This is a genomic window from Streptomyces sp. GL_140 (assembly GCF_057834465.1).
Genome location: NZ_CM174404.1, coordinates 214,284 through 238,194, shown reverse-complemented (window position 1 = coordinate 238,194; position 23,911 = coordinate 214,284). Strand labels below are relative to the sequence as shown.

General features: G+C 68.9%; 22 protein-coding genes and 2 pseudogenes. 16 read left to right on the top strand and 8 right to left on the bottom strand.

Going from position 1 to position 23,911, the window contains the following annotated elements:
• Positions 1–80 precede the first annotated feature (80 nt).
• Positions 81–593: a DinB family protein gene (locus tag AC3IYJ_RS01200; RefSeq protein ID WP_489399459.1), complete on the top strand. Its 513-nt coding sequence runs from the start codon at positions 81–83 to the stop codon at positions 591–593.
• A gap of 440 nt (positions 594–1,033) precedes the next feature.
• Here AC3IYJ_RS01200 and AC3IYJ_RS01195 read toward each other — a convergent pair whose 3' ends face one another.
• Positions 1,034–1,978 (bottom strand): LysR family transcriptional regulator, encoded by a 945-nt coding sequence (locus AC3IYJ_RS01195; RefSeq protein ID WP_489399458.1) that lies wholly within the window; start codon positions 1,976–1,978, stop codon positions 1,034–1,036.
• A 117-nt stretch (positions 1,979–2,095) separates the two neighbouring features.
• On the opposite strand from AC3IYJ_RS01195, the gene AC3IYJ_RS01190 reads away from it, so the two are divergent.
• The 4 genes from AC3IYJ_RS01190 (at position 2,096) to AC3IYJ_RS01175 (ending at position 4,759) form a co-directional block, all read left to right on the top strand.
• Entirely contained in the window at positions 2,096–2,896 is an 801-nt protein-coding gene (locus tag AC3IYJ_RS01190; RefSeq protein ID WP_489399457.1) for an inositol monophosphatase family protein, read from the top strand.
• Positions 2,897–2,946: 50 nt separating this feature from the next.
• Complete coding sequence (locus AC3IYJ_RS01185) at positions 2,947–3,594, top strand: NADPH-dependent F420 reductase (RefSeq protein ID WP_489399456.1); 648 nt, start codon at positions 2,947–2,949, stop codon at positions 3,592–3,594.
• Positions 3,595–3,845: 251 nt separating this feature from the next.
• Positions 3,846–4,286, top strand: a complete 441-nt coding sequence (locus AC3IYJ_RS01180) for a VOC family protein (protein WP_489399455.1) — start codon at positions 3,846–3,848, stop codon at positions 4,284–4,286.
• A gap of 122 nt (positions 4,287–4,408) precedes the next feature.
• Complete coding sequence (locus AC3IYJ_RS01175; RefSeq protein WP_489399454.1) at positions 4,409–4,759, top strand: hypothetical protein; 351 nt, start codon at positions 4,409–4,411, stop codon at positions 4,757–4,759.
• Positions 4,760–5,762: 1,003 nt separating this feature from the next.
• On the opposite strand, the gene AC3IYJ_RS01170 is transcribed toward AC3IYJ_RS01175, so the two are convergent.
• From AC3IYJ_RS01170 to AC3IYJ_RS01160, 3 genes are all read right to left on the bottom strand, one after another.
• Positions 5,763–6,101 (bottom strand): histone-like nucleoid-structuring protein Lsr2, encoded by a 339-nt coding sequence (locus tag AC3IYJ_RS01170; RefSeq protein WP_489399453.1) that lies wholly within the window; start codon positions 6,099–6,101, stop codon positions 5,763–5,765.
• Positions 6,102–6,340: 239 nt separating this feature from the next.
• On the bottom strand, positions 6,341–6,613 hold the full coding sequence (locus AC3IYJ_RS01165) for a hypothetical protein (RefSeq protein ID WP_489399452.1): 273 nt from the start codon (positions 6,611–6,613) through the stop codon (positions 6,341–6,343).
• 207 nt (positions 6,614–6,820) lie between these two features.
• Entirely contained in the window at positions 6,821–7,726 is a 906-nt protein-coding gene (locus AC3IYJ_RS01160) for a hypothetical protein (RefSeq protein ID WP_489399451.1), read from the bottom strand.
• A 191-nt stretch (positions 7,727–7,917) separates the two neighbouring features.
• Here AC3IYJ_RS01160 and AC3IYJ_RS01155 point away from each other — a divergent pair.
• From AC3IYJ_RS01155 to AC3IYJ_RS01140, 4 genes are all read left to right on the top strand, one after another.
• A protein-coding gene (locus tag AC3IYJ_RS01155) for an IS5 family transposase (protein WP_489399220.1) occupies positions 7,918–8,726 on the top strand; the annotation gives its coding sequence in 2 pieces (ribosomal slippage) (positions 7,918–8,266 and positions 8,266–8,726; 810 coding nt in all).
• Between the two features lie 446 nt (positions 8,727–9,172).
• Positions 9,173–10,585: an APC family permease gene (locus AC3IYJ_RS01150; protein WP_489399450.1), complete on the top strand. Its 1,413-nt coding sequence runs from the start codon at positions 9,173–9,175 to the stop codon at positions 10,583–10,585.
• 188 nt (positions 10,586–10,773) lie between these two features.
• The gene (locus AC3IYJ_RS01145) at positions 10,774–11,727 is read left to right on the top strand and encodes a hypothetical protein (RefSeq protein ID WP_489399449.1); all 954 of its coding nucleotides are present in this window, start codon (positions 10,774–10,776) and stop codon (positions 11,725–11,727) included.
• A gap of 251 nt (positions 11,728–11,978) precedes the next feature.
• Positions 11,979–13,133, top strand: a complete 1,155-nt coding sequence (locus AC3IYJ_RS01140) for a N(5)-(carboxyethyl)ornithine synthase (RefSeq protein ID WP_489399448.1) — start codon at positions 11,979–11,981, stop codon at positions 13,131–13,133.
• A gap of 773 nt (positions 13,134–13,906) precedes the next feature.
• On the opposite strand, the gene AC3IYJ_RS01135 is transcribed toward AC3IYJ_RS01140, so the two are convergent.
• Positions 13,907–14,266 carry a hypothetical protein gene (locus tag AC3IYJ_RS01135; protein WP_489399447.1) on the bottom strand — a complete coding sequence of 120 codons (360 nt, stop codon included), beginning with the start codon at positions 14,264–14,266 and terminating at the stop codon, positions 13,907–13,909.
• A gap of 1,198 nt (positions 14,267–15,464) precedes the next feature.
• Between AC3IYJ_RS01135 and AC3IYJ_RS01130 the strand changes: the two genes are divergently transcribed.
• The 3 genes from AC3IYJ_RS01130 (at position 15,465) to AC3IYJ_RS01120 (ending at position 18,146) form a co-directional block, all read left to right on the top strand.
• Entirely contained in the window at positions 15,465–15,632 is a 168-nt protein-coding gene (locus AC3IYJ_RS01130) for a hypothetical protein (protein WP_489399446.1), read from the top strand.
• A gap of 988 nt (positions 15,633–16,620) precedes the next feature.
• Positions 16,621–17,325 carry a PP2C family protein-serine/threonine phosphatase gene (locus AC3IYJ_RS01125; RefSeq protein ID WP_489399445.1) on the top strand — a complete coding sequence of 235 codons (705 nt, stop codon included), beginning with the start codon at positions 16,621–16,623 and terminating at the stop codon, positions 17,323–17,325.
• A gap of 152 nt (positions 17,326–17,477) precedes the next feature.
• On the top strand, positions 17,478–18,146 hold the full coding sequence (locus AC3IYJ_RS01120) for a hypothetical protein (protein ID WP_489399444.1): 669 nt from the start codon (positions 17,478–17,480) through the stop codon (positions 18,144–18,146).
• Positions 18,147–18,169: 23 nt separating this feature from the next.
• Here AC3IYJ_RS01120 and AC3IYJ_RS01115 read toward each other — a convergent pair.
• From AC3IYJ_RS01115 to AC3IYJ_RS01105, 3 genes and pseudogenes are all read right to left on the bottom strand, one after another.
• Positions 18,170–18,286: pseudogene (locus tag AC3IYJ_RS01115) on the bottom strand (IS21-like element helper ATPase IstB); the annotation flags it as partial.
• Between the two features lie 226 nt (positions 18,287–18,512).
• Positions 18,513–18,857, bottom strand: a pseudogene (locus AC3IYJ_RS01110) (hypothetical protein); the annotation flags it as partial.
• Positions 18,858–19,071: 214 nt separating this feature from the next.
• Positions 19,072–19,551, bottom strand: coding sequence for a MarR family transcriptional regulator (locus tag AC3IYJ_RS01105; protein ID WP_489399443.1), 480 nt, complete (start codon positions 19,549–19,551; stop codon positions 19,072–19,074).
• Between the two features lie 58 nt (positions 19,552–19,609).
• On the opposite strand from AC3IYJ_RS01105, the gene AC3IYJ_RS01100 reads away from it, so the two are divergent.
• The 4 genes from AC3IYJ_RS01100 (at position 19,610) to AC3IYJ_RS01085 (ending at position 23,544) form a co-directional block, all read left to right on the top strand.
• A complete protein-coding gene (locus tag AC3IYJ_RS01100) occupies positions 19,610–20,809 on the top strand; it encodes an FAD-dependent monooxygenase (protein WP_489399442.1) in 1,200 nt (399 codons plus the stop codon).
• A 635-nt stretch (positions 20,810–21,444) separates the two neighbouring features.
• Positions 21,445–21,903 carry a hypothetical protein gene (locus AC3IYJ_RS01095; RefSeq protein ID WP_489399441.1) on the top strand — a complete coding sequence of 153 codons (459 nt, stop codon included), beginning with the start codon at positions 21,445–21,447 and terminating at the stop codon, positions 21,901–21,903.
• 21 nt (positions 21,904–21,924) lie between these two features.
• On the top strand, positions 21,925–22,377 hold the full coding sequence (locus tag AC3IYJ_RS01090; protein WP_489399440.1) for a hypothetical protein: 453 nt from the start codon (positions 21,925–21,927) through the stop codon (positions 22,375–22,377).
• 324 nt (positions 22,378–22,701) lie between these two features.
• Entirely contained in the window at positions 22,702–23,544 is an 843-nt protein-coding gene (locus AC3IYJ_RS01085; protein ID WP_489399439.1) for a patatin-like phospholipase family protein, read from the top strand.
• The last annotated feature ends 367 nt before the right edge of the window (positions 23,545–23,911 follow it).

Sequence of the window (23,911 nt, the reverse complement as noted above, 5' to 3'; positions counted from 1 at the left end):
CCAACGACACGTCGCAGCGGAGCGGAGTCCGGCTCGTTCCACGAAGCAGAATCGCTCTTGACTCCAGAAAGAGGTCCGGAATGGCGATCGAGCGCGTGGAACCTCCCGGCGACGCGGACGAGCGGGGCATGGTGGAAGGCTGGCTTGACTTTCACCGTGCGACGCTTGACCTGAAGTGTGCCGGCCTGACGGACGAACAACTGCGTCGAGCCGCAGTGAAGCCGTCGGCTCTCACGTTGCTTGGTCTGGTGCGGCACATGACCGAGGTCGAACGGCACTGGTTCGCCCGGGTCTTCGCCGGACGGAGTGGCGACGGCCCTCTCTATTTCTCGGATGAAATCCCGGACGGGGACTTCCGGGTGGGGCCTGCGGACACCTACCAGGAGGCAGCCGAGGCCTGGAGGGCTCAGATCAAAGAGTCGCGAATCCATACGGAGCTCTCGTCCCTGGATGAGCTGAGTGCGGGTGCCGACCGGTCGGGTGAGCGCTACACACTGCGTTGGATCTGCTCCCACATGGTCGAGGAGTACGCTCGCCACAACGGCCACGCAGATCTCATTCGTGAGGCAATCGACGGCCGCACCGGCGAGTAATTCGACACTTGTGGAACAACAGCCCGGCCGAGAGTCGCCTCAGGGCGATCGAGTGCGATATCTGACGCGACCAGGCTCTCGGCGTCTTCGGCTGCTACGGTCCAGCCTCGTTCGCGGACCTGGCGGAGGATTTCCGCGGCGCGGTCGGTGAACACGTTGTGGCCGTCGAACAGGGCCCCGGTGGTCGTGGTCTTTCCCTCGCCGGGCCACCACAGTTCGGCCGCGTTGAGGTGGCTGTCCTCGTCGAGGAAGGCGGGGTAGCCCACGCCGTCGAGGGATCCCAGAGCACGCCCTTTGGGACGGCCCGGGCACTTCACGGCCATGGCCCCGCGTCCGCCCGTGGAGGGACCTTGCCGTGTGCAGCGTGGGGGTGGCCTAGCCATGGATGCCGGCGATGACGTTCCCCATGGCCAAGCCCGATCATTGAGCCCAACAGTCCGTCACGGCCCCGTCCGGTCGGAGAGGGGCTGGTGAGTGTCGGTCTCTGGTGCGAATAGCGCCTGGACGGTTTCGGCGGCAGTTTCGCGCAGCCAGGTGTGGGCGCGGTCGTCGTCGTAGCGCTGGTGCCACAGCAGGTACAGGGGGACGTCGGGCAGCTGGAGCGGCAACGGCAGCGTGACCAGGCCGAGTTGGTACCGGGCTGCGCGGGTGACCGCGTCCGGAAGGGTGACGACCAGGTCGGTGCCCAGCGCGAGCTGCAGAGCGAAGGCGGCGGTGGGCCCGGCGGCCACGACGCGTCGTTCGGTGCCGCACGTGGTCAGGACGTCATCGATCTGGTCGCGCAGGCGTCCGCGCCGCGAGACGGTGAGGTGTTCGGCGGCCGCGTAGCGTTCGAGGCTCAAAGGGCCTTCGGTGAGCGGGTGGCCCGGGCGTACGGCGATGACCAGCCGGTCCTTGCCGACGAGGCGGTGGCGGATGTCGGGGAGCGTCGGCCGGCTGGAGCTTGATTCGAGGTCGACCTCGCCTCGGCGCAGCTCGGGAGTGTCCGTGCCGGGTTCGGCGGGCAGGCGCAGCTGGACGCCGGGGGCCTGGCGGTGGACAGCGGTGATCAGAGCGGTGCCGCAGGCGGCGGTCAGGGCGTCGTGCCAGCGCACGGTGAAGACCCGCTCGAGAGCCGCCAGGTCGAGTTCCTGCTGCGCGGAGAGAAGTTGGTGGGCCTGCTGCACGAGGGCGTGGACCTGGGCGCGTATGGCCAGGGCGCGGGTGGTGGGGACCATGCTGCGGCCGGTGCGGACCAGGATCTGGTCGCCGGTGGCCTTGCGGATGCGGCCCAGGGATCGGCTCATCGCCGGTGAGGTGACGTGAAGACGGGCTGCGGCGCCGGCGACACTGCCTTCTTCCAGCAGGGCGTCCAGCGCAGTGAGCAGGTTCAGGTCCAGTTGCATGAGAGTAACTCTACGAGTGAAAAGCATGCACTTGTTGTTAATCCTCAGGGGCCCTAGCTTCGAAGTGCGGGTGCGGCACAAGCCGTCCCGCGTGGACCGGACCCAGAGGAGCCCGCCATGCCTTTCGACGCCCACACGCTGCTTCTGTCCGACGTGACCGCCGCGGTGAAGTCCGCCGGCCTCACGCTGCGCGACCGCTACACCTCGCAGGCCCGAGGAGTGAGTCTCGACGAGGTCGTCGAGGAGATCCACGCCAACGACGACGCGGTGCTGGACGTGTTGCGGGAGCCGCTGCTGCGGGCCCGGCCTGGGTCGCGGTGGGCCGAGGACGAGCTGGCCGGCGGCGCGCTTCCGGCGGGGGAGTGGTGGGTCGTCGACCCCGCCGAGGGCAACATCAACCACGTCCACGGCATGGAGGACTGGGCCGTCACCGCCACTCTGGTCCGCGACAACCGGCCGGTACTCACCGTCGTCCACCTGCCGCTGACCGGCGACACCTACACCGCCGTCGCCGGCGGCGGTGCCCACCTCAACGGCCGTCCGCTGAATGTGTCCGCCAAGACCGACCTGGGCGCCGCGCTCGTCGGCACCGGCCAGGCCAAGCCCGGAGAGGACGAGCGAACCTTGCGGCGGATCGGTGACTCCGTCACCGCCATGCTCATCAACGGCCTGGTCGTGCGCGTGTCCGTTCCCGCCACGCTGCAGCTCATCCACGTCGCCGCCGGACACATGGACGCGTTCTGGCAGTTCTCCGACGTCCGCTCCGGCCTGGTCGCCGGCGCCCTGCTGGTCTCCGAAGCCGGAGGCACCGTCACCGACCTGGCGGGCGAACCCTGGAACACCGCCAGCCGCGACTTCCTGGCCGCCGCCCCCGGCATCCACACCACCGCCCTCAAGGTCCTCTTGCCGATCGTCTGAACGGACATCGCCACTCCTCTCCACCCCCTTGACGCAAGGAGCATCACCTCATGACCAACATCGGCATCCTGGGCGCCGGGCGCGTCGGCACCAACCTCGCCAGGAAGCTCTCCGAGGCCGGACACCACGTCACCCTCGGCCGCCGGAGCCCGACGGAAGAGACCACGGCGGCCGCCGAAGGCACAGGCCCCCGGGTCTCCTTCGCCGACCAGCGCACCGCCGCCCGCACCTCGGACATCGTGATCAACGCGACGCCCGGCGACAGCGCCCTCGACCGCCTGGCCGGCCTGCGCACCGAACTCGCCGGCAAGATCCTCATCGACGTCTCCAACGCCACCCGCGACGCCGACGACGGCCTGCCCGGCGACCTGCGCTACCCGGGCAGCAGCCTCGCCGAGCAGCTCCAGGTGGCCCTCCCCGACACCCGTGTGGTGAAGACCCTCAACACCATGCTGTTCATGGTCATGACCGCTCCCGAAACCCTGTCCACCCCACCGACCGTCTACGTCTCGGGCAATGACGAGAACGCGAAGAAGATCGTGTCCGGCCTGCTCGGTGACCTTGGCTGGCAGCCCGCATGGATCGAGGACCTCGGCGACATCACCACAGCCCGTGCCACCGAGGCCATGATCCTGGTCGTGCCCCACATCCTGCGCCGACACGGCTTCGAGCCCTTCGCCGTCTCCCTCGCCCGGTGATCCCACCGAGACCGCTTCAGATCCTGCGCGGCTCATCGGTCCTTCTCCGTGATCCTGTTGATCAGGCCCTGAGTCGTTTTGTCCTCGGCGTCGATCCCCGAAACCCCGCCTCCTTCAAAAGTCGCGACATCGCGTAGGTGTGCAGGGTCTTCGGAACTCAGGCGTTCACGGGTGTCGAGAACCGGCCGCCGGCTCCGTCCCAGGTATACCGGTGGCCTCAAAGGGCCGCGCAACGCAGAGGGAGAACCGCCATGACGCTTCAGCGGATGGACAACGTCGGCATTGTCGTCGAAGACCTGGACGCCGCCGTCGCCTTCTTCACCGAACTGGGCATGGAGGTCGAAGGCAAGGCGCAGATCGAGGGCCTCTTCGCGGACCAGGCAGTCGGACTCGACGGGGTCCGCAGCGACATCGCGATGCTGCGGACCCCGGACGGCAGCGGCAAGTTGGAGCTCGCGCAGTACCGTACCCCGGCGGCGACCCGCGACGGATCCCACAACCCGCCGCCGAACACGCTGGGCCTGCACCGTGTCATGTTCGCTGTCGACGACATCGACGACACCATCGCCCGCCTGAGGCGTCATGGCGCCGAACTGATCGGCGAGGTGGCGCAGTACGACGACATCTACCGCCTGTGCTACCTCCGCGGCCCCTCGGGCATCATCCTCGCCCTGGCCGAACAGATCGGCTGACGGCCCCTTCGCGGCCGCCCCGACGTCGGTCAACACCAGGCACCACGAATCGTGACCGGCCGGGGCCCCACGAGGTTCCCTCCCTGAGTCGGCGCCTGTCGGCTCCCGCGACCGGGAGAACCATGGACCTGCACAATCGGCTCCTGCTGGACGACAACATCCTGATCATCAACGTCCACGAGCCCGTCGCCACCGAAGAGCGAGCCGCCCTCGCCCAGGCCATCGACCTCCTCATCGAGGAACATCATCCGGCGGCCCTGGTCATCGCCCTCGACCCGGACGCCGGCACCCCAGCCGCTGTTTCCGTCGTCCTGCGCACGCACCGCCACTGCGCCGAGACCAACATCCCCATGGCGGCCGTCGCCCCCCACCCGCCAACCCGCTACCTGATCAGATCCAACGAGCCCGCCCTGCCCGTCCACACCCACACGGACCACGCCCTCCTCACCGCCAAGACCCTCCTGCGTCGGTAACCCGCGGGTACCGGTCCTCACCGGACCGAAGTTCGATGCTTCCCTCCGAGGCCGGCACGCCCTTCACGATGTCCCCATGGCGGGGAACGGGACGCGGAATGGTCTCGCAGGGGCCGACCGCGACCCCTGTGCGAGTGTGTTGACGGCCCGTGGGCATCCGAACTCGATCCCCAGGTAGTACAAGCGGAGGAACTGTACCGAGTGCGTGAGATCCCTCTTGAGGCGATCATCTGTTTGGGTGAAATATCTGCTTTGCCCGCTGATGTGTCCAGGTCGCGAGATCGATATGTGTGTAGCGTAAATCTTCCGGTTGGCAGGTGGATGGACCGCTGGCTATCCGCATTCTCCTGGGCCTGTTGCGGGCACCGGGACAGCCGGGGGTCGAATCCCCGAGCCCTGGCCTGACTCACGTTTTCTGGGAGAGCGAGCATATGTTATTAGGTAGAACGCTGGTCAAGGGTGCTGCCGTCGCAGCCGTCGGTGCAATGGCATGTGTCGGACGCCGACGTCCCCTTACTCGATCCGCAGACCCTCAAGCCGGCGGGGGCGGGTTCTGGCGTTGCACTGGCGCCCACCACCGAGGCGTGGAGCCCCCGTTCCGGGGCCGTGTCATCGCCCGGGGCGGGTTGCTCGTCCGTAACGGCCCCTCGCAGAGCAACGACAAGATCGGCCGGCTGCCCAAGGGTGCCCATCACTGAAATCCGGAGTTCTGGCCTCGCGTGTGCTGACGCGGGGCCAGACTGCTGTGTCTGCAGGGAGAATGGAATGTGGTGAGAGCTTCGGCGATGACATGTGTGAGTCCTGCTTGCCGCATTCGACACACGCATCGTCATCCTGTTGACCGAGCGGGAGCGGCCCTGGACCTGCTCGACACCGTCCGCGGGGACGGCCGCCCCGCTGCCGAGGTGATCCTCGCGGAGACCGGCGGGGCGACCGTCAAAGTTGAAATTCCCGAAGCCAGTTGATCTCGAACTTCCACGGAACCCTCTGGGGCTCCCGTGTCTCAGTGGGCGTTGGCGTATGCCTCGCGGATTTCCGCGCTGATTCGGCCACGCTCGTTCACGCTGAGGCCGTTCTCCTTGGCCCAGGCGCGGATCAGCGCCGTGTTCTGCGCGGCGCCCACAGGGCGGGAAGCGGAAGCAGAAGCCTTTGCCCGGCTTCCCCGGATCCGGCGCCCTGCTGACGTGAAGGGAGCCACGGCTTCCAGGAGCTTGTCGTAGCTCTCGGGCGCGAGGTCGATTTCGTACGCGACACCGTCGAGAACGAGGGTGTGGGTCGACGCTTCCTGGGTCTCTTCACCAGTCAGGTCATCGGTATAGACGGTCACGATTTTCTGGGCCATGGGAGGATTCTATGTTGCCTTTCGGACGTTCGACTGCGGGTCTGTACGGTCAGTGGGGGATCCCTGCCGGTGAAGGCTCCGCTTGACCATGGACGCTGGGGGTGAGAGCCCAGTCGATGATCGGTGAACGCCACTGTCCCTTCACCGTGTGGCGCTTGTTCTTCCGAATCGGCCGACCCACCCGCAGACGCTTGCAGAGCCCGTGCGTGCGGCCCGCAGTCGTGGGCTGCCTGCGGCTCTCACTGCTCCAGGCGGGCGTTGATCAGGTACTCGGCTTCCTCGGAGAGCCTTCGGCGTCGCTCGCTTTCGTTCACCTGGCGCAGTTCGCCGCGCAGCGCGAGTTCGGTGCGCAGGATCGTCGTTCGGGGCACCGGGACCCGCTGGCCCGGCTTCTCGGTGAACGGCTGGAGCTCGGCCGCCAGGGTGTGCGCGTCGTCCGAGCTGCCGCGTCGCAGTGAGAGGAACACGCGGGCGAGCCAGTCGGCCGGGATCTGCACCATGAAGTCAGTCATGCCGGTGGCAACGATCCAGGCCCTCGCTCGTGACGGTCGACGACCCGCACGGCCCACGAAGCCCGCCGTCCCGGTCGCATCGGCAGCGGGGGGCCGGGCATCTCACATGCCGACGGGTGGATAGACGTGGGCAGGGCCATGAACAGACCGCGACCGGCCGTCGCACGGGGATTCCGCGTCGACGGCCGGCCGGGGGAGGTGGTGTGCTCAGCCGGAGCAGCCGGGGACCGGGCTCGGGCTGGTCAGGCAGTTGTTCGGGACGTTGGGCCCGACCTGGGTGGCGCGCAGGGTCACGGTGCCGCCGTTGTTGTAGATACCGCCGGGGTTGGGGGCGGTGGCCGTGTTGCCGGTGAGGGTGACGGCGTTCAGGGTGGCCGTGCCGCCCGGGACGCTGGGTACGCCGTTTGCGAGGCCCGCACCGGTCGTCGCGTTGTTGCCGGTGATGCGGGTGGCGGTGACCGTCAGGGTTCCGATGTGGGCGATGCCGCCACCGGCGCCGCCGGCCGAGTTCCCGTTGATCTGGGAGGCGTTGACGGCCACCGTGCCATCACTGACGATGCCGCCGCCGTTCTGGTTCGCGACGTTGGCCTGGAACGTGGTCGTGCCCACGTTGGCCTGGGAGCCGCTGAACACGCTGAGGCCGCCGCCGAAGTTGGCCTGGTTGTTCCGGATCGTGCTGCTGTTGACGGTCAGGACGCCGTTGCCGGTGACGACGATGCCGCCGCCGGCACCGGGCGCGATCGCGCTGCCATTGGCGTTGCCGTTGGTGAGGTTGGCCGTGCGCAGGGTGAGGTTGCCGCCGTTGACCGTGAGGATGCGGAAGGTTCCCGACTGGCGGTTGATGGTGGCGCCGTTGCCGTTGACGAGGACCGCCGAGGTGATGGCGGGCAGTTCGGTGGTCAGCTGGTACGTGCAGCCGGGTGTCAGGTTGAGGGTGTCGGAGGCGATGGTGCCGTTGGCCGTGTTGATGGCGGCCTGCAGGGCGGCCTGGGTGCACGCCACGTTCAGGGTCGCGGCCGAGGAGGGAGTGGCCAGCGCGGTCGAGGCCAGGGTGACGGCGGCTCCCATGCAGAGCACCTGGGCGGTGCGGACCAGGGACTTACGGGTGAGCATGGCGCTCCTTGAGCAGTCGGGCCCGCCACGGGCGCCCGGCCTCCGGGGAAGGGTGCGGGGCACCGCGGACAGGAGGGTCATGGCAACGGGTATCCACCGGAGTCCCCGGGTCCCGCTCGTTGGTCGGATTTACGTCCGATGGATCCCTTAAGAAGTCATCTCATTTGGGCTTCGCGGGTAGACTGTCGGCCATGGTGGGGATCGTTGAACGGCTGGTGCCGGACGAGCTGTGGGAGCTGTTCCAGCGGGTGGTGCCGGACGCGCCGTCGCGGCCTCAGGGCGGTGGGCGGCGCCGGCATGGTGACCGTGAAGTACTGGCCGCGATCGTGTTCGTCGCGACGTCGGGTTGTACCTGGCAGCAGCTTCCCAAGGCATCGTTCGGCCCCTCGGGGGCGACAGCCCACCGACGATTCTCCGAGTGGAGCGAGGCCCGGGTGTGGGCCAAGCTCCACCGGCTGGTCCTCGACGAACTCGGCGTCCGCGGTGAACTCGACTGGTCCCGCTGCGCGATCGACTCGGTGAACATGAGGGCCCTGAAAAGGGGGATCTGACAGGTCCGAATCCTGTGGATCGGGGCAAGTTCGGCTCGAAGATCCACTTGATCACCGAGCGGACCGGTCTGCTCCTGTCCGTCGCGATCTCGGGCGCGAACCTGCACGACAGCCAGGCTCTCGAGCCCCTTGTCCGCGGCATACCGCCCATCCGATCCCGCCGCGGACGCCGACGACGCAAGCCCGGCAAGCTCCACGCGGACAAGGGCTACGACTACGCCCACCTGCGACGATGGTTACGCGGACGCGGCATCAGACACCGCATCGCCCGCAGAGGCATCGAGTCCTCACAACGGCTCGGCCGCCACAGATGGGTGGTCGAAAGGACCATGTCCTGGCTCGCCGGCTGCCGACGCCTGCACCGCCGCTACGAACGCAAGGCCGAACACTTCCTCGCCTTCACCAGCATCGCCTGCACCCTCATCTGCTACCGCAGACTGACCAAATGAGATGACTTCTAAAGCCGCTCGATGGCGTAACTGGGTGCGGGCCGTCGGGGCGGAGCGGAGCGGGGCGGGGTGCGGGTCGGGAGGTGGGCGGGGCCGGGCAGGTCGCCCAAGACGTCGTTTTCCGCGTGCGCGGGCGCCGGTAGGAGCCGTCGCAGCGTCTGGCTGCAGTGCGGCAGGAGCGGTGATTTGCCGCCACGTACGGACCTCGGCCGCCGGCTGCGTGCGCGGGTGCGCGGGTGGGTGGTCCGCAGCAAGCCTTCAGGTGCGGCACTCGACCACCCAGATTCACCCCGTGCAACGAAATCCGAATCAGTAGGTCCATGGGGCAGGCGAAGTGCGCATGGAATGGGGCGTTCATCAAAAGAAACCGAAGAGTAACCCTTGTGGCTCCGTTCTGCCGTGTGCATGATCAGGCACCTGGAAGCGGTGGTGCGAAGGGGGAGTCAGTGGGCAAGAGGGCCGGTAACGACGGGGGTGGCCTGCGGGCCGGCTCCCTGGGCACGCTCGACTCCGTGGTCATGGCTGTCGCGGGCTGCGGGCCGGCGTACACCGTTGCCGCCACCATCCCCGTACTCGTCGCCACCGTAGGCGTCGCCAGCCCCGCGGTGCTCCTGTACTGCGCGATACCGATGATCGGCATCGCGCTCGCCTTCCGTCATCTGGGACGCCTCGACGTCAACGCCGGGGCGAGTTACGCCTGGGTCGCGCGCGCCATGCACCCCTTCCTCGGCTTCCTCAGCGGCTGGGCCCTGGTCGTGGCGGCTACGGCCTTCCTCGTCTCCGTCACCCTCCCGGCCGGCAGTGCCACGCTCGCGCTCATCAGCCCGGACCTGGCCGCGAACACCGGCCTGGCCACAGCCGTCGGCGCCGGCTGGTTCCTGCTCATGGCGGGCGTGGTGGCGCAGGGCGCCCGGATCAGCCCGTACACCCGCCGGATCCTCACCGGCGTCCAGCTCGTGCTGCTCCTGGCCTTCGCCGTCGCCGCCCTGGCCAAGGACGGGAACACGGCGGACTTCTCGTTCTCCTGGTTCGGCTTCGGCCACTTCGACGGCTCGCACGGCTTCGTCGCCGGCGCGCTGATCGCGGGCGTCAGCTACTGGGGCTGGGACGTCGCCAGCAATCTCAACGAGGAGACCCGCACCAGTCGCCGTTCCTTCGGCCTTGGCGGCCTGATCGGCGTCGCGCTGTCGTTCGCGATCTTCGTCGTCTTCACCATCGCCACCAACATCCTCATCGGTGCGGACGCGGTACGGGAGAACCCGGACGGCTTTCTCTCCGTGCTCGGCGACGCCGTCTGGCCGGGCTGGGGCGGCCGACTGCTCGTCCTCGCCGTCATGCTGTCCATGATCGCCACCCTGGAGACGAGCCTCCTCCAGGCGACCCGCACGCTCTTCGCCATGGGCCGCGACCGCACGATGCCCGCCGTGTTCGGACGCATTCACCGCGACTGGCAGACGCCCTCCGTCGCCACGGCCACCGTGGCGGCCGTGGCGCTCCTCCTCGTCATCGTCTCCGCCACGGCCGGCTCCGGCGCGCAGTTCGTACGGGACGCCGTCAGCGGCATCGGCCTGCACATCGCCTTCTACTACGCCCTCGCCGCCCTGTCGGCCGTGGTCGCCCATCGCCGGGTGCTGTTCAGGTCTGCGGGCACCTTCTTCTTCGTCGGACTGTGGCCGCTCGGCGGAGCTCTGTTCATGATCTGGATCTTCGTCATGTCGATTCCGGAACTGACCGGCAGTGCCCTCACCATCGGCCCCGGGGCGCTCGCGCTGGGCCTGATCCCGATGACCTTCTCCCGGCGGCAGGGCGTCTCGTACTTCCGGCCCAGGCCGCTGGATCCCGAACAGGACGCCTTCTAGGAGGAACAGGGCGCCGGACCGCTCACCGGACCCGGCCTCGCGGCGGAGGAACGGCGGGACGACGTGCTCACCGACTTCTGACGGCACGAAGAGCACGTGCGCCGGCATCCGGCATCCGGCGCCCGGCACCAGCTCCCAGGCCCGCGCCGGCGCGGGCGTCGTCCACCCCACCGATCCGAGGATTGTCCATGGCACCCTGGCCGCGCCGCCGCCGTTCCGGAGCACCGGTCTACGACCAGGCGTTCGGCGACCGAAGCCTGGAACAGTGCCGCCAGGACATGGTGATGGGCCGCTGGGAAGGGGCCCGCGATCTCCTGGCCGAGCACCCGACGGGCGACTGGGACCGGCGCGCCCACCGCATCCGCCTGCTCGCGGACGCGGCGGCGAGTCGGCGCACCGTGGACGTCTGGTACGCCGCCGACCCCACCGATCCGAACGCGGCCGTACTGCGCGCGGAGACCGAGGTGATGCGGACGTTCGCCGCGGCGCGCAGCGGGGCGATGCCCGCCAACGACAGCCTGGACCAGGTGGCCGGGCTCTGTCTGCGGGCCGCCGAGCTGGCACCCGAGGACCCGTACCCGTACGTTTCCCTCGTGACGCTCGCCCGGCTCTACGACCGTGGCGACCCGAACATGGGCCGCTGGTGGAAGGAACTCCGCGCTCGCGACCCCTACCACCGCGAAGCCCATCACCAGGCGCTGCGCTACCTCTCCCCGCGCTGGCACGGATCGAACGGCGAGGCCAACAACTTCGCCTGGGACGTGGCCGTCTACGCCCCGCCCGGTTCACCGCTCGTGGTGCTGCCGCAGGTGGCGCGGGCGGAGCAGTACCGCCACCAGGTGGAGGCGGAGGGGCGCACGGCGATCGGCCTGGCCTACCACTGGAGCGGAGACCGGGCACGCTGGGACCTGCGCAACGCGCTGGACAGCTGGATCGCCATGCGCACGGTGTCCTACGCCCAGGACGTCGCCGACCTGAACTACCTGGCCCATGGCCTGGTCCACGCGGGCATGGAGGCGCAGGCGCCGGCCGTCTTCGCCCTTCTGGACAACCGGGCCACGCGGATCCCGTGGTCGTACAGCGGCGACGCGGAGAGCCTCTTCAGTCGCTGGCGGGACCGGACACTCGGCGCGTCGAGCTAGCGCGTTCGCGAACTGGGCGGCGTACTCCTCGCAGGGCGGGACGTGAGCGTGCCGTCGGGCGCCGCGGGATCGCCGACGGGATCCCGGAGACGTCGTCGGTCACGCACCAGCCCGGACCGGCATTCCCCCCACCTGCGAGCTGAAGACGCCGGGATTGGGTGTCCACCAGGGCGGTCGGCCCGGAGGAGTACTGCCGACGAGACCCCCTGTGCTCCGGCGTGTGCTAGACAGGTAATAATCAAAGGGGCATTTTGCAGCAGCTCAAGCTCGGAATCATGTCGCAGACCCGCAAAGAGAACGAGTACCGTCTGCCGATCCACCCAGCGCACTTCGAACGCATCGATGCCGACCTTCAGCCCAACATCTATCTGCAGACCGGTTACGGCGATCACTTCGGTGTTTCGGACGATCAGCTTGCTCCGTGGGTCGCCGGTTTCCGCTCGCGCGAGGATCTGATCACAGAGTGTGACGTCATTCTGCTGGCCAAACCGCTGCACGAAGATCTGGCGGACCTGCGGGACGGGCAGGTGCTGTGGGGGTGGCCGCACTGCGTGCAGGACGAAAAGGTCGCGCAGGCCGCCATCGACCGAAGGCTCACGTTGATCGCCTTCGAAGCGATGAACCACTGGACCCGGGACGGCGGGTTTAGTCTGCACGTCTTTCACAAGAACAACGAATTGGCCGGCTACTCGTCGGTGCTGCACGCCATGCAGCTGACCGGGGCGACCGGTGACTACGGGCGCCGGCGGCGCGCGGTAGTGATCGGCTTCGGCGCCACCGCCCGTGGCGCGGTAACCGCGCTCAGCGCACTGGGCGTTCACGATGTGGATGTACTGACTGCCCGCGGGATCGCCGCCGTCAGCTCACCGATCCACTCGGCACGGATCGTGCACTTCGACCACGACGAGGCCGACGACACCCTCGACCCGCGGCGCAGCATTGTGCTCACCGAGGACGGCCCGGAGCCACTGGCCGACTTCCTCGCGGGGCACGACATCATCGTCAACTGCGTGCTCCAGGACACCGCGGCGCCGCTGATGTTCCTGATAGAGGAGGACCTGCCGAAGCTCCTGCCCGGCACCCTCGTCATCGATGTCTCCTGCGACGAGGGCATGGGTTTCGCCTGGGCTCGGCCCACCACCTTCAACGCGCCGATGTTCACCGTCGGTGACCAGGTCCACTACTACGCCGTGGATCACAGCCCCTCCTACCTGTGGGACGCGGCCACCTGGGAGAACAGCGAGGCGCTGATCCCGTTCCTGCGGTCGGTCCTGGAAGGGCCGGCCGGCTGGGACGGCGACCCCACCATTCGCCGCGCGATCGAGATCCGCAGCGGCACGGTTCAGAACCCAGCAGTCCTGGCCTTTCAGCAGCGCGCCGCACAGTACCCGCACGCGCTGCTCTGAACCGGTGCCACCTGGTCGACGGCACAGCCATACCGGGTCCACCGTCGACCCGAAGCCCCGGCCTTCCGCCCGCCGCGTCCCGTACCTCGTCGACTTTTTGGACCTTGCGTCGCTCGGTCTTCAGGTCGGTGCGGTACCGGAGGATCTTCACCGCGTGGACGACGTGTGGGAAGTCCAGGCCGGGGCCGGGGCCGGGGCTGGTGACGGTGAACGTACGGACCGAGCGGGTGATGCATCGGCCGTGCCCGGCCTCGCGGTCGTAGCGGCGGGCGGTCACCTCCTTCCGCGGTGTTGTGGCAGCGCGACCGAGAGGAATTTCCGTACAGAGAAGGGGAGTTGATAGGTCACTCGGACTCCGGGTCGCAATGCACGAGTTTCCGGCCGCCGAGGATCTGGACGCCGTCGGCGTCTCGGCGCCGCCAGCCGGGTCGGCGACGTCGGCCAGCCGGTGGGCGGCCTGCGCGAGTGCGTCCGTACTGGCGTGCGGCGGGGCGAGGTCGGCGAGGAGTGCGTCGCGTGAGGCGGAGAGACGCGCGGCGGCCTCGATGGCGAGCCGGGTCTTGGCGATGCCGCCGGGCCCGGGCAGAGCCACCAGCCGGGGCGTCCCGAGCAACTCGTGGACGGCGGTCAGGGGTTCGGGCCGGCTGATCAGCGGGTCCGCTGTGCGGGCAGACCGGGGGCGACGGTCGACGGTGCCACCTGAAGGGCACGGCGGGGCCGCGCGGTGGGTCGGTGTGGAAGGCGGCGGAGTCCGGGCCGCGAGGTCTGTGGTCTCACCTGGTTGGACGTAGTGCGAACCGGTGTGCCCGGTCCCGCATGGTTTCCTGCACCAGGAGGTTGTACTCACAGCGCATCTCTTCGAGCTCTTGCGTGGTGGCGGCGTGGGCTTCGCGCTCGGCGGTCAGTTTCCGGCTCGCCCGGCGGATGCCGGCGGTCCGGCGGATGGCGGTGGTCTGGCGATCGTGGGGATCGCGCCGTCGGCGGATCGTCAGAAGACCGAAGAGTCCGACCAGCACAACGAGGGAACCGGTGACGGCTTGGGGGGTCCACTCGTGGTCGCGTAGGGCGGCACCGTAGAAGGCGCCCAGGCAAAGTGCTGCGGCCGTGCTGATCGCGGGGGTACGTCTGAGCACGCGTTATCCCTTCACTGTGGCACCCCCTGCGCTGGCCCGTCCGTCTTGCTGGTGCTGAAGTCGGATCGCGGTCTCGATCTGGCTGAGGAGCATGGAGCGGATCAAGGGTTCCTTGATGCCCCATGACTCAATCGCGTTTTCGGGTGTGAGTGGGTGAGGTTGTGAGGGTAGCGCCCCATTGTCGTGTTCGGGCCAGCAATTGGGTGAAATCACGTTTCCCTCAACGAGCAACCGGCGTACGTCTGTTCTCACCGCACTGGCGATTGCCTCGTATTGCGAGGGGAGGGGGAGGGTCTTGCCCGTGAGCATGCGCCCGACGGCCGAGAGGCTCATGCCGGTGTCACGGGCGAGTGCTGCTCGCCCAGTTCCTCCGGGTGTCAAGTCGTAGCCCGCCGCGACGGCGAGTTCGGCCACCAGGACGCCGAAGCGCGCCGGGGCCATTTGGGTGATGTCCGAGCTCCGCATGCCTGCAAAGCTAGCGCGTCCGAACCGTCCCTGTGCTCGCCATGCACGCGTTCATTCTCCCAGGTGGCGTCCCCCTCCTCGGCCATGGAACCCACAGGGGCACCGGGGGACCGAGCTGCATATGCCAGAACGAAGTGCGCGGATCAGCTTTACAGCTGATGTGCAGGCATGCATAGTCACTGCGCATGCATGCATGCGCACTGTGTGTATGCGGCTCGGAAAGGGGAGATGAACGCCCATGAATCAGAAGTGGTGGCCAATAGCCCGGGTTGGGCACGTGCCCTGGACCCGGTCGGTCCCCGTGGCCGACGGTGCCCGGCCTGTCCGTACGACGGGCCGGGCACCATCACCGTTCTCATGCCCGCTGCAGGGCTGGAGCAGCGAGTCGGAAGCCCTCCTGGAACACCTCGGGCTGCGAAGCGAGGTCCCCGTGACCGCCCGCAATGACCGCTGGAGATGCCAGTGACGATGCATTTCCAGCTGGTGATGAAGGTGGCAATGGCCTCCACCTTCATTGCCCTGATCATCTGTATCACTGTCGGCCGCTGCGACTCCGGGGACAACAGTTGACTTTGACCATGCTGCTCAGGGCGACGAAGTGCTCCACCCTTCGGGCCTGTTCTGTGTCACCGCACCTGCTTCCCGGCGCTCGCGATCTCGGAGAGGGCGGTGTCGGCCGGTGCCGGCACGGACTCAGCGCTGACGCCGCAGCCAGACAGAGCAGTGGCGAGGCGTGAGAGACATCCTGTACCTGGCGCCCATCATGACTGCCGAGGTCGCCGTAGTTGTCGCCGCGCTCGCCGCGCTGTTGGAGTTCGCGTTTCGCTGGCGGTGCCTCGCACGCAGCCGCGTGGAGCGGTTCGCCGCCCTGCTGGAGGCTGCCCAGACCGAAAAGGACTGACCGGGTACGAGCCTCGGGAGCAGCGGCCTGACCGGCTGGAGCAGGAAAGCACAGCCGGGACGATCAAGGGTTGTACCTACGAATTCAGCGCAACTGGGAGACAGGTTCGTGACGAGAAAGAGGGCGTTCGCCTCCTTGGCGGCGTGTGTCATTGCCATGGCGGCCGTGACCGGCTGCATCAAGGTCGGTGCCGAACCCGGTGCGACGCCGCCCGCCGTGTCGGGCGTCGGGGCTGTCTCGACCGGTCCTCCGGTGGCAACACCGGCGGTCTCGCCTTGAAAGGATCAGACTCCTTCGTGACCAGTGGGACTCGCGAGAAACGAGCCCTGGCATAAAGCCTGATGTGAGACAGACCCACCGAAGCGCTCAACGAGGTTGCGTCCTGCGAAGTGGTGTACGGGGTTCGACCTGATCCGGGGTTCGCTCCGGCGTCGGGGTGGCGCCCGAATGGACCTTGACCCGGATTCTGAACACGTCAAATTCAGCGAAAGCCCTGTTTGCGTATTGCCCGGATTGGCGCTGTCATGTTGAGCGTCGATGGTGTGGGCATGTCAGCGGATTCTGCGGTGAGATGGTCGCGAGGGGTCTCGCCGGCGACGGATTCTGCGCCTCATTCAGGATGTGGGACATGGGATTTCCTGTCGTGGACCTGGAATTGCCCACAACCCGGCAGTGCCATCGGGCCGGCGGGAGCCGTCGTTCTCGGTGAGGCCGTGGCGTCACGGTCGCGGCTGACACGCCGGGAGATCCAGCTGCCGCATGAGGTCACCACGAGCTTGGGTCCACAGAGAAGACCGATTCAAGCACGCCGAACAGGCCGACACCCGGGGGGCCGCGTGGGCGGGATACCACGCCATCGGCACCGCCGCCGGCGCCGTGGAACGCGCCTTCCGTCTCGCGACCGTCTGAACGGCTCCCAGCCGGTCAGAACCTCCCAAGGGGGCGGGAGAACCCTCCCGCCCCGCCCAAACCCCAGGCAGGAGCCACCATGACCACCCACAGCACAGCCCAGCTCATCGGCGGCCGTTCCCACCAGTGCGACGCCACCGCCACCTACACCCACCAGGGCCGCCGCGCGTACGCCCTCCTTGACGGCATCGGCAGCACCGACCAAGTCCGGGCCTGGACGCTCGCAGCCGCGCGTCGACTGGCTCGCGCGGCCGCCCGTACCGGGGCCCTGGAAGGCCTGCGGCGGGTCCACGCCGAACGGGCCACCGACCTGGCCGAGCGGGGATGGCGTGCGGAGTACCTGCCCAAGGCCGTGGCCGTTGTGGCCGTGGCCGAGCCGGGCAAGCCGCTTGAGGTGGCCTGGTGCGGTGACGCCCGCGCCTACCTCCTCCCAACCCTCGGCGCCCGACCGCAGCGCCTGACGAAGGATCACAACATGCGGCAAGTGCTCCTCGACCTGGACCAGGAGCCCGGACCGTACGCCCGCAACCGGGTCACGTCCTGCCTCGGCGACACGAGCGCCCACGCCCCGTTGGGATCGGTCACGGCCCCGGGCAGCGGCAGGCTCGTACTGGCCAGTGACGGCGCCTACGAACCCCTCGAAGACGCCGGACTCTCCATGAGCGACTACCTGATGGGCTGCCCCAACAAGGCCGCCCGGACCCTGGTAACGGCCGCTGTCGCGCACGCCGACGATCGGCCGGACAACGCCACCGTATTGATCGCGGATCTCACCGAGGGTTGAGCATCGGATCCGAAGAGCCGAAGAGCGTTTGTTGACGGGCTCGGAGAACGGTTGCCGGCTGACGGGCCGGGGAGTGTCGCCGAGAACCGAGAGCACCGTGGCGTGTCGGGGGCGCTCGGGGTGGTGTCAGTGGCTTCCGCTTGTATTGCCCTGTGACCGTCTACGAACTGATCGCGCAGCTGCCTGTCCCCGAGATCGTCCGTGCCCGCTCGAAGGCTATGGCGATGTTGGATGCCGTCCTGAGCCCGGAGTGGGAGTCTCGGTACTACTCGTATGACAGGCAGTGGGCGCCGTCTGAGGAGTTGGCCTCGATGAAGGACGGAAGCGGCAATGACTACGTCATCGTCTTCTCCGAGCCCGGGGTCTATGCCCAGGCGACCTACCACGAGTCACCGATCAACGCCTACCGGGTGTCGCCCCCGGCCCCGTGGCCAGGTCTGTTCGACTCGCTGCCGCAGACCTTGCGGTCCTTCGCCCAGGAGGTCGCCTTCCTCGATCCCAACGGTGTTCAGCGGGCCACCGTGTGCTTGTGGCGCGAGGGCGCGGACTCCGATTGGAAGTGCGGCGACGTCCAGGTCCCGAACGAGGACGAGGACGACGCAGACGGTGCTGAGTTGCTGTTCGGGCTCCTGCTGGACGGTAGCGCCGAGGCCTATCTGGAGTTCGCCGAGGACTACTACGAGGCGGTACCGCCCCTGGAAGCAGTCCAGCACATCTATGACCTCAAGCTGCTGACGCAGGAAGTCGTCTCGGCTTTGAACCCCGCGGTTCGGCTCGAGGACCTCGCCGATGACATCGCTCAGATCGGCTATCCGGTGTAGCTGCGGCTGTCGCGCGCCGGTCAGCCGGCTGCTTGCTGTTCGGAGCGGCGACGGGCCCGGTCGTCGCACTCGTCGAGGAGGAGTTCGGCGAGTAAGCCGAGGTAGGACATCTGCTTGCGTTCGGCTGTCGCGGCGACCTCCATGCCGGGCGGCTTCCTCACGGCCGTCATGGACCCACAGCACCCACCCCGTATCCGGGCGCCCTGCAGCGCTGGCGCGGAAGGTCCCGGACCGGCAGGCCCGCGCGCACGAAGGACAGGCCCGGGCCCGTGCTGCCGTCGCAGGGGCGCCAGAACACTTCTTTGAGCACGTCGACTTCGCATACGTCGCCGCTGAGTACGAGGGGGAAGGCCTTCTCCCGTACGGTTCCCATACGTTCTGGATGCTCGGGTCGGCAAGGGTGCAAAGCACTGGCCACAGGGCGCTGAGCAGATCGGCGTTCAGCTTTCGGCACAGGTCTTCGCGGGTGCCTTCGGTGAGGACTGTCCGGTACAGGCCCATGCGCTGTCGGGGCTGGTCCAGGTCGAAGGCCCGCGAAGGCCCGTAGTCCGGACCGCACGATGTGCAGTGGGAGCTCGACGCCCCCCTGCGTGGGCTCGGTCAGCTCGAGGGACCAGTCGGCAGCCGGCGGGCGAACTTCGCCCGGTACAGGACCGCATCGTCAAAATATGGCATCGGGGACGGACGCGGCGCCGAGTATGCCCCCGCCATGCGCTGTGCTGCTTCCCCGCCTCTCCGATTGTTCGCGAGCTCAAGTGGTCAGCGCATCACTGCTGTTCAGGAAGTCGGCGTCGACCTCCGCCGGACTGCGGGGCTCTGCGGTCTGTGTGCTCTCCGGGCGGCGCTTTCAGGGGGTGGCGCGGCGGTTGCCCGCACTGCGCCGCCGGCCCCGGCTCTGGCTCGCGCACAGGGCGTCGTCCCCGGGTCAGGGCATCTGCTTCGTGGCCTCGGCCTGCCTGCGTGCGGCCTCGCGGGTGAACGACGCCACCGTCTCCAGCTGCTCGTCCGTGTACTGCTCGCACAGGTCGCGCAGTGAGCCGACGAGCCCGGCGAAGTAGTGCATGTGGCGGGTGGCGAACTCCTCGTTGAAGCGCAGCACCACCTTGCGTCCATCCTGGGGGTGCGGGTCCTTGCGCAGGGCGTCCTTGTCCTCCAGGCGCCCGATGAGCGCGGTCACGGAGGCGGGCTTGAGGTTCAGGTGGCGGGCGAGGTCGCCCGCCGTCATCGGGCCGAGCCGGGCCACCAGGTCCAGGGCCTTGGTGTCGGTGGCGCTCAGGCCCTGCCGGGAGGCGAGCGCGCTGTGGAAGAGCACCGCCGCGGTGGACAGCTCACGCCCCGCGAGCAGGACCTCCTCGACCAGCCCCTCCCGCCCGCCCGGCCGCTGATTTTCCTCGCTGCTTGTCACCACGGCATCGTAGCTCTACTATTTAGTTAGATTGATCTAAATAACTCATTGTAGTTCCATGACTGAAGAAGGTGCACTCAACGTGAAGGCATTGATCATCGGTGGTGGCATAGCCGGACCGGCCGCCGCCATGGCGCTGCACAAGGCCGGCATCGACTCCACCGTCTACGAGGCGCATCCCGACGGGGCCGACGGCGTCGGGGTGTTCCTGACGCTGGGCTCGAACGGCATCGACGCCCTGCGCACCATCGGCGCCGACGCCCCGGCCGTCGCCGCCGGCTTCGCGACTCCGGCGATCGACATGGTCTCCACCACCGGCAAGGCCCTGGGGCAGGTGCGCACCAGCCGTCTGGACGGCGACATCACCAGCCGCACCCTCAAGCGCGCCGACCTCTACGCTGCTGTGCGCGACGAGGCGCTGCGCCGCGGCATCCGCATCGAGCAGGGCAAGCGCCTGGTCGACGCAGCCGACACCGGTGACGGTGTGCGCGCGGTGTTCGCTGACGGCAGCGAAGCGCACGGGGATCTGCTGATCGGCTGCGACGGCCTGCACTCCACCGTCCGCGCTCTCATCGACCCGGCGGCCCCCGCCCCCGCCTACTCGGGGCTGATCGGGCTCGGCGGTTACACCCGGGGCGTTCCCGTGGACAGCGCGCCGGGCACCTACCGGATGGTCTTCGGGAAGCGTGCCTTCTTCGGCTACGTGCCGGCGCCCGGCGGCGAGGTCTGGTGGTTCGCGAACCTGCCGCGCCCCCGGGAGCCCGCCCGCGGCGAGGTGGAAACCGTCGGCTCGCAGGAGTGGCGCAGCCGGCTCACCGAGCTCTTCGCCGATGACGCGGGCCCCGCGGCCGCGCTCATCCGGGCGAGCCAGGAGATCACCCCGGCCAGCCCGATGCACGCGATGCCGGCGCTCCCGGCCTGGCGGCGCGGCCGGATGATCGTCATCGGCGACGCCGCCCACGCCCCCTCCCCGACCTCGGGGCAGGGTGCCTCGCTGTCCATCGAGGACGCCGTCGAGTTGGCGAAGGCGTTGCGCGACCAGCCCAGCGTCGAGGACGCCTTCACCGCGTACGAGGCCCTGCGGCGCCCGCGCGTGGAACGGATCGTGAAGCAGGCCGCCCGGATCAACAACAACAAGGCCGCCGGCCCCGCCGGGCGGATCATCCGGGACCTGCTCATGCCGCTGCTCCTGCCGCGCCTGGCCAACGGCGAGCAGTCACGCCAGACCTACGGCCACCACATCGACTGGGCCGCGTAACACCGCCCCGGCGAGCCGGGGACGTCCCGGACGCGGAGCACACGCGCAGCCACGCCGGGGCGGCGCCCCGTGCCGAACGGCCTGATGCCCGCGCCCCGGCCGGGCGGCTCCAGCCTCACCCGGCGTTCCTCGGGGCGGGTGAGCACCACACGGTGTTGGTTGGACATGTCGAGGAAGCTGGAGGCGCAGACGATCGCCTCGACGGATTGGGACGGCGCACGGTCATTGCTGGGCGAGCAGCTTGCAGGTCAGGCGCCCCAGGGTTGTGAACCCCGCGATGAGTGTCCCTGCGAAGGACATTCCCGAGATCGGCAGGGCCCCGTTACTGTCCACCCCTACTGCCAGCAGCCATAGCACCGCACATGCCGCCCCGAGGGTCAGCAGCAGCGCGATCCTGGCGGGGCGCGCCAGCCCAGGGCTGGCTGCCATGCACCCGAAGCCGAGGAGGGCGCCGGGGACGGCAGGTGCTCGGGACGCATGCCGCCAGAGGCCAGTGTGCTGCCGAACTGGTCGTCTGCTTCAACGAGCACCTCCGCGTGTTTCCCTGGGGTCACCGGCTCGTGGAGTGTGTGGGTCGCGTCGAACGGCCGAGGGAGCTGTCGGGGTCTACCCGGCAGCCGGTTTACGCTCCCGGCATGCAGCGCAACGATGTCACGAGGGACGATGGCACGTGGGTGGGCCTGTCCCTGGACGTACGGGACCCTGACCGGCCGGGACTGTGCGTGTTCAGCACCGGGCCGCGCCTCCTGCTCTCCCAGCTGTCGCGGCCTGTGCTGCTCGCCGTGGTCGACGAGCAGCTCCAAGGCGTGGACTTCTGGCGCACCGACGAGTACCGCTCCGTCGTCCCGCCGTTGCGCGCCGATGTGGGGCGCGCCCTGGCGGGCAGCCCGCGACGGTGGGCTCACCGCTTTGCGCAGTACCTCATCGACTCACCGGACAGCCCGTTGCATGAGGGCCGATGGCTGCTCTCGTGCGACAGTCCGCTCCGGCGCTGGCGCCACACCGGCACCTCGCATGCCGAGTACTGGAACTCGATGCTCGTCGACGGCTGTCCGGACGGCTACATCGACTGGTTCCTCCATTCCCATTCGTGAGAGGTCCTTCCGCTGCGGCCGATGCCCGATGCAGATGACAGTCGGGTCAAGGCGTACCGCAAGCAGGCCCGTGAAGGAACGCTCCCACCCGTCCTGTTGTGGTGGGTCAGTGGCCTGGACTGTCATCTGATCCTGGACGGTCACGCACGGCTCGCCGCGGCGATCGCCGAATCCGTCGAGCCTCCGCTGCTGCAGTTGCACCGCCTGGTGCCGCGCGATGACCTGGCCGTGAGCATCGATCGGGCCGTGAGCTCCTACGAGGACGAACTGACACGCTTCGCCGAACTCCGCGCCGTCCACGGCCCCACCGTCCCGGACGGCGCCGCCACCGCCGGCCCGCGGCTCGTCCGTCTTCTTCACGACCTGAACACCGCGGAACAGCCGACCTGGTCCTGGCCCCTGCCCGGCGGAGAGGGCCAGTGGCATCGCATGGCACGCGAGGTGACAGCCGGCCAGGGCTGGCCCCGTATCTGAGTCCCGCCAAAATCCTCCCGCTGACCACTACGTCCGGGTGTACCGCCGCACCGCCACGAGCGCGCACGCGGGGATGCCGGGCCACCTCTCCCAGACGCGAACTTGCACGCGTGCGGGCGCTCTGGGGCAAGCCGCCATCACGGGGTGGCCCGTAGCCGAGTTGGTCAGTCCCGCCCTGGTGGGCCGGGAGCAGTACCCGCCATGGCGGGAGCGGGACAATCCGAGCGCCAAAGAAAGTGGGGACTGGTCCCCGCTTTCCGTGTTACCGTCCTCCCGTCAGGGAAACGGGGAATGCTCCCCGCTTTATACTGAGGAGTGGCGATCATGATCAACACGGCGTTGGTGCTCGGTGGCGGGGGAGCGGTCGGACTCGCGTGGACGGTCGGGATGCTGGCCGGGCTGGCCGAGGAGGGCCTCGACCTCTCCGGCGCCGACGTGACGATCGGAACCTCTGCCGGCTCCGTGATCGGTGCACGGCTCACCTCCGGCGTCCGCATCGAGGAGATGTACCGCGAAGAACTCGACGGAGCCCCGGAGATCGACGTCACCGTCACGCTGCGTCAGACGGTCCGCTTCCTCTGGGCCGCCCTCGGGTCGCGCGATCCGCAGCGATCCGCTCAGCGTCTCGGACGGGCTGCCCTGGCCTCCCGTACCGTCCCCGAATCGGACGTCCACAAGGCGGTCGCCGTGCTCCTGGCCGGTGTATCCGACTGGCCCGCCGCGGCGGACCTGAGGGTGACCGCGGTCGACGCCGCCGACGGAGAGCTGGTCGCCTTCGATTCCGCCTCACCCGTCACCCTCCCCGAGGCGGTGGCGGCGAGCTGCGCCGTACCCGTGGTCTGGCCGCCCGTATCGGCGGCCGGACGCCGATGGATGGACGGAGGCAGTCGCTCGACGGCCAATGTGCATCTCGCCCGCGGTGCCGGGCGCGTCGTCGCCATCACTCCGATCGCCGAATCCGTCGGCCCGCACCCGAGTGCCACCGAGCAGGGGGCGGAACTCGCCGCGGACGGGGCGCTGGTGGCGGTCCTCACCCCGGACCGTGCGGCACGCAAGGTCTTCGGCCGCAACATGCTCGACCAGACCCGCCGGACAGCCGCCGCCCGGGCCGGCCGTATCCAGGCGGCCTCGTGCGCGGACGCCGTCCGCGCGGTATGGGCCGCTTGACGTACTGAACGGTGTCCGTCTCCGACGGGCGGGCGACCTCCCTCGCAGTCACCCAAGCGGCCCCATTCGCCGCACCTCCCGAAGCCCACCTCATGGAGCGCGGCGGCACGCGCCGACAACTCGTAAGGGCCCAAGGCGCCGGCGCACATGTCACCTTGCCGAAGTCCGCCTGACCGGTCGGAGCCGCCTGACCGGTCGGAGCCGCCGGGGCGGCCGGAGCTGCCGCATCGCGCCGCCCGCCGGGCCCACCCGCGTGCCCCACCCCCCTTCCGCCCCCGACAGAGGACCGGCCTCGCTCCAGGGACAACCCCCGTTCCGTGAAGCGACGCCGGCCAACCGAACCGGGGATCCTTCCCCGTCCCGCCCG

Excerpts from the sequence above, each read along its gene's own strand:
- AC3IYJ_RS01145 (WP_489399449.1), top strand. The coding sequence starts at position 10,774 with ATGGCACCCTGGCCGCGCCGCCGCCGTTCCGGAGCACCGGTCTACGAC.
- AC3IYJ_RS01090 (WP_489399440.1), top strand. The coding sequence starts at position 21,925 with ATGCCCGATGCAGATGACAGTCGGGTCAAGGCGTACCGCAAGCAGGCC.
- AC3IYJ_RS01170 (WP_489399453.1), bottom strand. The coding sequence starts at position 6,101 with ATGGCCCAGAAAATCGTGACCGTCTATACCGATGACCTGACTGGTGAA.
- AC3IYJ_RS01085 (WP_489399439.1), top strand. The coding sequence starts at position 22,702 with ATGATCAACACGGCGTTGGTGCTCGGTGGCGGGGGAGCGGTCGGACTC.
- AC3IYJ_RS01175 (WP_489399454.1), top strand. The coding sequence starts at position 4,409 with ATGGACCTGCACAATCGGCTCCTGCTGGACGACAACATCCTGATCATC.
- AC3IYJ_RS01165 (WP_489399452.1), bottom strand. The coding sequence starts at position 6,613 with ATGACTGACTTCATGGTGCAGATCCCGGCCGACTGGCTCGCCCGCGTG.
- AC3IYJ_RS01100 (WP_489399442.1), top strand. The coding sequence starts at position 19,610 with ATGACTGAAGAAGGTGCACTCAACGTGAAGGCATTGATCATCGGTGGT.
- AC3IYJ_RS01185 (WP_489399456.1), top strand. The coding sequence starts at position 2,947 with ATGACCAACATCGGCATCCTGGGCGCCGGGCGCGTCGGCACCAACCTC.
- AC3IYJ_RS01125 (WP_489399445.1), top strand. The coding sequence starts at position 16,621 with ATGACCACCCACAGCACAGCCCAGCTCATCGGCGGCCGTTCCCACCAG.
- AC3IYJ_RS01160 (WP_489399451.1), bottom strand. The coding sequence starts at position 7,726 with ATGCTCACCCGTAAGTCCCTGGTCCGCACCGCCCAGGTGCTCTGCATG.
- AC3IYJ_RS01190 (WP_489399457.1), top strand. The coding sequence starts at position 2,096 with ATGCCTTTCGACGCCCACACGCTGCTTCTGTCCGACGTGACCGCCGCG.
- AC3IYJ_RS01095 (WP_489399441.1), top strand. The coding sequence starts at position 21,445 with ATGCAGCGCAACGATGTCACGAGGGACGATGGCACGTGGGTGGGCCTG.
- AC3IYJ_RS01180 (WP_489399455.1), top strand. The coding sequence starts at position 3,846 with ATGACGCTTCAGCGGATGGACAACGTCGGCATTGTCGTCGAAGACCTG.
- AC3IYJ_RS01200 (WP_489399459.1), top strand. The coding sequence starts at position 81 with ATGGCGATCGAGCGCGTGGAACCTCCCGGCGACGCGGACGAGCGGGGC.
- AC3IYJ_RS01195 (WP_489399458.1), bottom strand. The coding sequence starts at position 1,978 with ATGCAACTGGACCTGAACCTGCTCACTGCGCTGGACGCCCTGCTGGAA.